This window comes from Bradyrhizobium sp. P2_E8 (assembly GCF_056403875.1).
Genome location: NZ_JBFUES010000251.1, coordinates 1 through 8,261, shown reverse-complemented (window position 1 = coordinate 8,261; position 8,261 = coordinate 1). Strand labels below are relative to the sequence as shown.

Below are 8,261 nucleotides of genomic sequence, written 5' to 3'. Positions count from 1 at the left end.
CTGGATCTCCGCAGCTGGCGGCGTCGCAGTCGCGCTCGCGGTGTTCGCACTGGTGCCGAACCAGCCGGCCGAGCACAAGGACCATTCCTCGCCGCTGTCGCAGATGATCGAGGTGCTCAGGCTCGGCCTGTCGCGGCCGCTGCGTGGCCTGATCGCGCTGGCGCTGGTGTCGCTCGCGACCTCGCTGGTGCTGCGCGGCCTGTGGGGCGGACCGTGGCTCATGGACGTCAAGGGACTGTCGCGGATCGAGGCCGGCAACCAGCTCGGTGCGTTCACGCTGGCGATGATCGTGGGGCCGCTGCTCATCGGCATGATCGATCGCAGGTTCGGCCGCCGCCGCGAACTGGTCGCCGGCTCGCATCTCGCCGGCGCGTTGCTGCTGGCGCTGATGGCACTCGGCGCGCCGCATTTTGCGGTCTCCGCGCTGTTCGGCGTCGCCGTGATGCCGCCGCAATACGATTTGGTGCTGTTCGTGCTGATTGGCCTCGCGACCTCCGCGCAGCCGCTGCTGTTCGGCATGTCCAGGCAGCTGGTCGACGCGCAGGTTGCGGGCAAGGCGCTCGCCGCGATCAACCTCGCCTTCTTCCTCGGCGCGGCGTTGATGCAGTCGCTCACCGGCGCGGTGGCGGCGCTCGCGGGGCTGCCGGCAGTGCTGCTGTTCATGGCCGCAGCGCTCCTTTTCGGCACGCTGATCTTCCTGGCGTATACGCGGACTGCGTGAAGCAGCGAAATTCCCGATTCTTCCTGTCGCGCCAGCCTCTGTGAAAAGTCGCAACCTGCAGTGGCCGTTATTTCCACTGTGGCGAGGTGGTTACAGCCGCCGCGTGCCTCGCCGCGTACTGTGACCAGATCGCGAAGTCGGCCAACTCATCAGATGAAGTCGCTGGCCTGTGCGATGCCGACGCGCACGATACGCTTCAGGCGCCATTGCCGTTAGTTGAAGGAAGATCCTCCCATGACCACCAAGACCCTTGTCAGCGCCATCGCGCTGGCCGTTTCGACGTTCACCTCGGCCATGGCGGCGGACGTGTCGATGCCGTACAAGGCGGCGCCTGCGGCCCCGGCCTTCTCCTGGACCGGTTGCTATGTCGGCGGCAATGGCGGCGGCGGTCGCGGGGTCAACGAGCAGCAGCCCCTTGTCGGGATAACATTCAATGTCGACCACAACAGCGGCTGGCTCGCTGGTGTGCAGGGGGGCTGCGATTATCAGGTCGGCTCCCTCGTGGTCGGCCTCGAAGGCCAGTTCGATTGGGCCGACATGAAGGACACCACCCCGACACTGATTCCGGGCGGCGGCGTCGGCCTCCTGCTGACGACCCAGCTCGATCGCGTCGCCACCGCGACGGGCCGCATCGGCTACGCCTTCGATCGCGTGCTGTTCTACGCCAAGGGCGGCGCCGCCTTCGCCCACTTCAACCATCAGATGACGCAGACCGATTTCGCCGCCTTCACGGTTGATTTCAAGGGTTCGCGCGATGTGGCGGGATTCGTCGTCGGTGCCGGTATCGAGTATGCGCTGCTGCCAAACCTGTCGTTGAAGGCCGAATACAATTATTTCGACTTTGGAACGAACGGCTACACCCTGAACTGCTCCGGCAATCCCGCATGTGCCGGCACTCCCTTCTTCCCGGTCAGCGTCCGGCAGAACATGCAAACCGTCATGCTCGGCGTGAACTGGCGATTCAATACGGCCCTCGCCCCGCTCGTCGCGCGATACTGATTGGCGTGCCGAAGGAGGCCGCGGCGCGTCGTGTCGGCGCGCCGCGGCCGTGGCTTTGACGCGGTCGTCCCTGCCCCCGCCCCAGCTTCATCTGACTGTCCGAGAGGCCTTGCGAAACACGGCGCAGCGAAGGATGCTGACACGTACCGTGCATCAAGGGACCATCTCATGCCTGTCGATACCAAAGCCGCCACCGATCGCCTCATGCGCTTCCTCTCTGTCGAGGGCGTCACCGGACAGGAGGCGGCGATCGGGCGTGAGCTCACGGCCGCGCTGAAGGAGAGCGGCGTGCCGGCCAAGGCGATCCGGCTCGACGACGCCAACACCCGCATTCCGGTGCCGACCGAGACCGGCAACCTCATCGTCGACCTGCCGGGCCGCGGCGCGCTGCACAACCAGCCGCGCATCATGTTCATGACCCACATGGACACCGTGCCGCTGTGCGCCGGCGCCAAGCCGAAGAAATCCGGCCGCAAGATCGTCAACGAAGCGAAGACCGCGCTCGGCGGCGACAACCGCTGCGGCTGCGGCGTGCTGGTGACGCTGGCCGCCGAGCTCGCCAAGCAAAAGCTCGATCATCCCCCGATCACGCTTTTGTTCTGCGTGCGCGAGGAGAGCGGGCTCTACGGCGCGCGCCACGTCAAGCTCGACGAGCTCGGCTCGCCGGTGATGGCCTTCAACTATGACGGCGGCTCGGCCTCCAACGTGATCATCGGCGCGGTCGGGGCCGACCGCTGGACCGTCGAGATCTTCGGCCGCGCCTCGCACGCCGGCGTCGCGCCCGAGCGCGGCATCTCCTCGACCATGATCATGGCGCTGGCACTCGCGGACGCGAAGGCCGGCGGCTGGTTCGGCAAGGTGGTGAAGGGCAAGCAGCAAGGCACCAGCAATATCGGCCCGGTCACCGGCGGCGAGGGCCGCCCGGCGGGCGATGCCACCAACGTCGTCACCGACTACGTGCATGTGCGCGGCGAAAGCCGCAGCCATGACGGAAAGTTCTTCAAGGAGATCACCAAAGCCTACAAGGCCGCGTTCGAGAAGGCCGCCAAGAAGGTGACGAACGCGCAGGGCAAGTCCGGCAAGGTCAAGTTCAAGGCCGAGACCGACTATTATCCGTTCCGCATGAAGGACAACCTGCCGGTCGTCAAACGCGCAATCGAGGCGGTGTCCGCGGTCGGCGGCACCCCGAATGTCCGCGCCGCCAATGGCGGCCTCGATGCGAACTGGATGGTCCGCCACGGCGTTCCGACCGTGACCTTCGGCGCTGGGCAGAACGAGGCGCACACGGTCGACGAATGGATCAATCTCGACGAATACGACCGCGCCTGCGCGCTGGCGCTCCAGCTTGCAACGATGCGGTGAGTCGCGTCGCATGAGCTCTGAGAGATCGTTTGTCGCCAATGACGGCACCGTCATTGGGTACCGACAGCGCGGTTCAGGTCCCGGACTTGTGCTGCTCCATGGCGGGCTGCAGAGCGCAGCAAGCTTTGCCGACCTCGGAGCAGCGCTGGCTGACCGCTTTACTGTCATCATCCCGGACCGTCGAGGTCGGGGTCTGAGCGGCCCCTTCCGGCCCGATCACTGCATGGCGACCGAGATCCACGATCTCGGTCGGCTTCTCGCCGAGACAGGAGCCCGCAATGTGTTTGCACTCAGCTCCGGAGCGCTGGTTGCCTTGCACACCGCGCTTGTCAATCCGGCGATCTCACGCCTTGCCCTTTACGAGCCTCCGCTCGAGTTCGGCTCGGTCCAACCACGGTACTGGGCCTCGAACTACGAGGCGGCCCTGACAAAGAAAGACCTGGCCGCGGCCTTTGTTGCCGTGGTCAAAGGCACCGGCGACAACGGGATCATGACAAAGCTCCCCGCGCCTGTGCTGAGATCGTTCTTCGCCATGGTGATGCGCCTGCGTCGAGATGCAAGCGCGGGCGATCGCCCACCTCTGGCTACGCTCATCCCGCTGGTCCATTACGATATCGAGCTCATCAAGGAGATGGCCGGCGACCCCGATCGCTACAGGAGCCTGGGCACGAAAACGCTGCTTCTCGGTGGCGATCGCAGCCAGGGCTATCTCAAGGCCGGGGTCGATGCTCTCACTGCGATCCTGCCGAACGCGACACGAATTGAACTCAAGGGCACCGGCCACATCGCGGCAGACAACGAAGGCGATCCGACCCGTGTCGCCGCAGAGCTGCGTCGTTTCTTCGCTTGATGTCGCTCGCAGCGACTGGAACGGGCTGGCGAAGCTGGCGTGATACCCATTGCTCGTCATTCCGGGGCGCGACGAAGTCGCGAGCCCGGAATGACAGGCAGAGGGGGCCCGCATTGCTGCACGCGAGGCATTCCAAGGGGCTTGATGCGCCGCGCGGATAATCGGCTAGAGTGGCCGCTAGCTGACACCATTCGAGAGAGCCGCGCCTTGACACCCGAACTGCACCAGAAACTGACCGCGTGGCGCCGCCATTTGCATGCGCATCCCGAGCTGTCCCTCCAGGAGAAGGCGACCGCGGCCTTCGTGCAGGACAGGCTCACCGAGCTCGGCATTCCCTTCGAGGCTGGCGTCGGTGGCCACGGCGTCGTCGCGACCTTGACGCGCGGGCACGCGCAGGGCCGCGTCGGCCTGCGCGCCGACATGGACGCGCTGCCGATCACCGAGGATACCGGCCTGCCCTATGCCTCGAATACATCAGGCGTGATGCATGCCTGCGGCCATGACGGGCACACCGCCTCGCTGCTCGGCGCCGCGGCGCTGCTCGCCGCCGACACGAGCTGGAGCGGCACGGTCGATTTCATCTTCCAGCCGGCCGAGGAAGGCTATGGCGGCTCGCGCGCGATGGTCGGGGCCGGGCTGTTCGAGCGCTTTCCGATGGACCGGGTGTTCGGCTTCCACAACTGGCCGGGCCTTGCCGCCGGCACCATCGCGGTCCATGACGGCGTCGTCATGGCCTCCGGCGGGCGCGTCACCATCACCATCGAGGGCCATGCCGGGCACGCCGGCATGCCGCATCTGACGCGCGATCCGGTCATGGCGGCCGGCCATCTCATCGTCGCGCTGCAGTCGATCGTGTCGCGCAGCGTCGATCCGCTCGACACCGCCGTGCTCTCGCTCTGCACGATCGAGGGCGGCACCGCACCGAACCAGATCGCGGGACGCGTGACCATCCGCGGCACGCTGCGGTTTCATCGCGAGGCGGTCAAGGACGTCCTCCTCGCGCGGATCAGCGAGATCTGCGCCGGAATCGCCACGAGCCTTGGCGTCAAGGTCACGCCCGAGATCGTGATGGGCGTCGGCGTCGTGGTCAACACGCCTGATGAGGCGAGCCTTGCGCGCGCTGCCGCGGAGAAGGTGCGGGCCGAAGTCAGGCGCGACCTCGCGCCCAGCATGGCCGGCGAGGATTTCGCCTTCTACCTCCAGAAGCGGCCGGGCGCCTTCGTCTGGATCGGCAACGGCGAACTGCGCGACGGTGCCGAGCTGCACGGCCCGCGCTATGATTTCAACGACGCGATCCTTCCCGTGGCATCCGGCTGGATGGCCGAGGTCGCCAAGACGGCGCTGGCGTCGAACTAGGAACGCCCCGTGGCTCCCCCGGACCGGTTGCGCTAGGATAGAGGCTCGTTCGAGCCCGCGAGATCCGGATGAATCGGCGCGAATTCGTTTCGGGATTGACGGCTGCAGCCGCGTTTGCCGGCGCGGCGCCGACGGCTGCGGCAGCGGAAGGCAGGCGGGTCGCGCTGGTCATCGGCAACGGCGCCTACGGCAACGTTCCCGCGCTGCTCAATCCGCCGAACGACGCGAGCGACATCGCTGCGGCGCTGAAGCGGCTAGGCTTCACCGTCTCCCTGGCCACCAACGCCAGCTTCGATGAGATGCGCCGCGGCCTGATCGCATTGGGACGCGACGCCGCCGGCGCCGACATGGCAGCCCTGTATTTCGCCGGCCATGGCATGGAGATCAACGGCGAGAACTGGCTGATCCCGATCGACGCAGCGCTGAAGCGAGACACGGACGCGGCGAATGAAGCCATCAGCCTGCAAAGCGTGATGTTGCAGGTGTCCAATACCACGAGCCTCGGCCTCGTCATCCTCGACGCCTGCCGCGACAATCCTTTTGCCGTCAGGATGAACCGCTCGCTCGCCACACGGGCGGCCACGATGGGCGGGCTCGGCCGCATCGAGCCCACCGGTAACGTTCTCGTCGCCTATGCCGCGCGCGACGGCACCACGGCGCTTGACGGGGACGCGCGCAACAGCCCGTTTGCAGCGGCGCTCCTGCGCAACATCGAGGCGCCTGGTGTCGAGGTTACCTTCATGTTCCGCAATGTCCGGGACGACGTGATGGAGGCGACCCGCAACCAGCAGCAGCCGTTCGTCTATGGTTCGCTGTCACGCAAGGCGATCTACCTTGCTGGCCCGCCGCCCGCCGGTGCCGACGGTGCGGCGCTTCCGGCCGTCGTCTCCCCTGCTGCGCCGCGCGGGCCGTCGTCGACGATCGATCCCGCGCTGGTCGGCACCTGGGAAATCATGGTGCCGAATGGCCGCGGCCAGTCGCGCTGGATCTGGGAGATCATGGGCGACGGTACCTACAGATTCCACGCCGAGCCGCAGCGCTCGGCTCGCCCGCACGAAGGCACGATCACTGCCGCGAACGGCCGCTGGACGTTGCGTGCCCTCAGGGGCCTGTCAGGCTATAGCGACGGCGGCGCATACGAGATCCACGATGCGATGGCTGTGATCACCGGCAAGCTCGGCACCGGCGCCTGGAAACGCAGCGCCGAATAGAGGCGCCTCGGCTGGTGCTCCCCATGCCTTCTCGGAAACAGTCGGGATTTCAGTGTCTGCCGCTTACTTCGCCGCGTCCATCCATATCCCCGGCTCCGAATGCTCGCGGATGTGGGTGACGAGGAAGTCGGAAAAGGCCCTGATTTTGGCCGGCAGCCCGGCACGGTTCTGGTAGGCGATGTTCATCGTGAGCAGAGGCAGCTCCCAATCCAGCAGGACCGGGACGAGGCGGCCCGCCGCGATATCGCTCTGGACGATGTAGAGCGGCTGGATGAGGATGCCGAGACCCGCCAGCGCCGCGCCGCGGATGACCTGGCCGTCATTGCTGTCGAGCGTCGGCGTGATGCGGACCGTCTGTGCGCCATTGCCTTTGCGCAGGCGCAGCGAATAGGGATCGTTCGCCAGATTGTAGACGAGCATGTTGTGGCGCGCGAGATCGGCGGGCTGCTCCAGCTCGCCTGCACTTGCGAGATAGGAGGGTGCGGCCGCCAGCACGSGGCGCATCTGGCCGATGCGGCGGACGATGATGTTCGAATCCGGCTCCTGCTCGCGCGTCCGGATCGCCACGTCGATGCCCGCCTCGATGAAATCAGGATAGCGGTTGGCGGTGGTGATCTGCATGTTGAGCTTCGGATAGYGCGCGCGGAACGCCGGCAGCATCGGTGCGAGATAAATCACCGCAAAGGACAGCGAGCTCGTGACCCGCAGCATGCCCTGCGGCGACAGCGCGCGATCGCTGACGATGTCCTCGGCTTCCGCAAGTTCGCTCAGCACCCGGCTCGACCGCTCCAGCAGCTCCTGCCCCGCCTCCGTCAGCCACAAGCGGCGGGTGTTGCGCTCGATCAGTCGAACGGCGAGGCGCTCCTCGAGCGCGCTGAGATAGCGGCTCGCGGCCGCATTCGACATGCGCAAGGCCTCGGCCGCCTTGGACAGGCTGCCGAGCTCGGCCGTCTTGGCGAACACCTCCAATTGCAGCAGGCGATCCATTCTTCCACTTTTAGGAAAAGAGACTTACGATTATTGGCCTTTATTTCCGTATCCCGCAAGCCAAAATGGCCCCAACACAAGCAAGATGACAGGCGAGGAAACTGGGAAATGTCGGGCCCGATCAGGCACATCGTGATGTGGCGGCTGCGCGGGGAGACCGCCGAGGAGCGGTCCGCCGCCCGGGCCAAGGTCAAGACCCTGTTCGAGGGCCTGCGCGGCCGGATCGACGGCCTCACCCACATCGAAGTCGGGGTCGACGTCAGTGCTGTCGATTACGCCTGCGACGTCGTGCTGTTCTCCGAATTCGCCGACCAGGCCGCGCTCGCGGCCTATGCCACCCACCCGGAGCATCTGCGCGTGCGCGAGGCGCTCGGCGACTTGCGGATCGGCCGCTTTCAGGTCGATTATCCCATCAAAGGGACCGGCGCATGATCGGTTCGTTCACCTTTGAAAACCTGCCCTGCCGCGTCGTGTTCGGCAGCGGAACCTTGGCCAGCGCCAAGGCCGAAGTGGAGCGGCTCGGCGGCAAGCGCGCACTGGTGCTGACGACGCCGCAGCAGGAGGCCCAGGGCAAGAGCCTGGGTGCAGCGCTCGGCCCGCTTTATGCCGGCATCTTTCCGGGCGCGACCATGCATACGCCGGTCGACGTCACCGAGCGGGCGCTCGTGTCGATGAAGGCGTGCGATGCCGACTGCGTCGTCTCGCTCGGCGGCGGCTCGACCACCGGCCTCGGCAAGGCGCTGGCACTGCGCACCGGCGTCAATCAGCTCTTCAT

9 protein-coding genes are annotated in these 8,261 nt (G+C 66.4%); 8 read left to right on the top strand and 1 reads right to left on the bottom strand.

Translation table 11 applies throughout. The annotated features are described in order from the left end of the window. The 6 genes from AC1D00_RS16105 to AC1D00_RS16080 form a co-directional block, all read left to right on the top strand. The coding region (locus AC1D00_RS16105) for an MFS transporter (RefSeq protein WP_477011356.1) at positions 1–721 on the top strand (721 nt) is incomplete at its 5' end. Between the two features lie 234 nt (positions 722–955). Next, a complete protein-coding gene (locus tag AC1D00_RS16100; protein WP_477011355.1) occupies positions 956–1,720 on the top strand; it encodes an outer membrane protein in 765 nt (254 codons plus the stop codon). A 168-nt stretch (positions 1,721–1,888) separates the two neighbouring features. Continuing rightward, positions 1,889–3,082 carry a M20/M25/M40 family metallo-hydrolase gene (locus AC1D00_RS16095; protein ID WP_477011354.1) on the top strand — a complete coding sequence of 398 codons (1,194 nt, stop codon included), beginning with the start codon at positions 1,889–1,891 and terminating at the stop codon, positions 3,080–3,082. A gap of 10 nt (positions 3,083–3,092) precedes the next feature. Then, a complete protein-coding gene (locus tag AC1D00_RS16090) occupies positions 3,093–3,932 on the top strand; it encodes an alpha/beta fold hydrolase (RefSeq protein WP_477011357.1) in 840 nt (279 codons plus the stop codon). Between the two features lie 207 nt (positions 3,933–4,139). Further along, positions 4,140–5,288: an amidohydrolase gene (locus AC1D00_RS16085; RefSeq protein WP_477011353.1), complete on the top strand. Its 1,149-nt coding sequence runs from the start codon at positions 4,140–4,142 to the stop codon at positions 5,286–5,288. 68 nt (positions 5,289–5,356) lie between these two features. Beyond that, positions 5,357–6,499, top strand: a complete 1,143-nt coding sequence (locus AC1D00_RS16080) for a caspase family protein (RefSeq protein ID WP_477011352.1) — start codon at positions 5,357–5,359, stop codon at positions 6,497–6,499. A gap of 63 nt (positions 6,500–6,562) precedes the next feature. On the opposite strand, the gene AC1D00_RS16075 is transcribed toward AC1D00_RS16080, so the two are convergent. Further along, positions 6,563–7,486 carry a LysR family transcriptional regulator gene (locus AC1D00_RS16075; protein ID WP_477011351.1) on the bottom strand — a complete coding sequence of 308 codons (924 nt, stop codon included), beginning with the start codon at positions 7,484–7,486 and terminating at the stop codon, positions 6,563–6,565. A gap of 108 nt (positions 7,487–7,594) precedes the next feature. Between AC1D00_RS16075 and AC1D00_RS16070 the strand changes: the two genes are divergently transcribed. Both AC1D00_RS16070 and AC1D00_RS16065 read left to right on the top strand, forming a co-directional pair. After that, complete coding sequence (locus AC1D00_RS16070; RefSeq protein WP_477011350.1) at positions 7,595–7,918, top strand: Dabb family protein; 324 nt, start codon at positions 7,595–7,597, stop codon at positions 7,916–7,918. Then, positions 7,915–8,261: iron-containing alcohol dehydrogenase (locus AC1D00_RS16065; protein ID WP_477011349.1), on the top strand; the 347-nt coding region annotated here is incomplete at its 3' end. The genes AC1D00_RS16070 and AC1D00_RS16065, both read left to right, overlap by 4 nt.

Excerpts from the sequence above, each read along its gene's own strand:
- AC1D00_RS16080 (WP_477011352.1), top strand. The coding sequence starts at position 5,357 with ATGAATCGGCGCGAATTCGTTTCGGGATTGACGGCTGCAGCCGCGTTT.
- AC1D00_RS16090 (WP_477011357.1), top strand. The coding sequence starts at position 3,093 with ATGAGCTCTGAGAGATCGTTTGTCGCCAATGACGGCACCGTCATTGGG.
- AC1D00_RS16095 (WP_477011354.1), top strand. The coding sequence starts at position 1,889 with ATGCCTGTCGATACCAAAGCCGCCACCGATCGCCTCATGCGCTTCCTC.
- AC1D00_RS16070 (WP_477011350.1), top strand. The coding sequence starts at position 7,595 with ATGTCGGGCCCGATCAGGCACATCGTGATGTGGCGGCTGCGCGGGGAG.
- AC1D00_RS16100 (WP_477011355.1), top strand. The coding sequence starts at position 956 with ATGACCACCAAGACCCTTGTCAGCGCCATCGCGCTGGCCGTTTCGACG.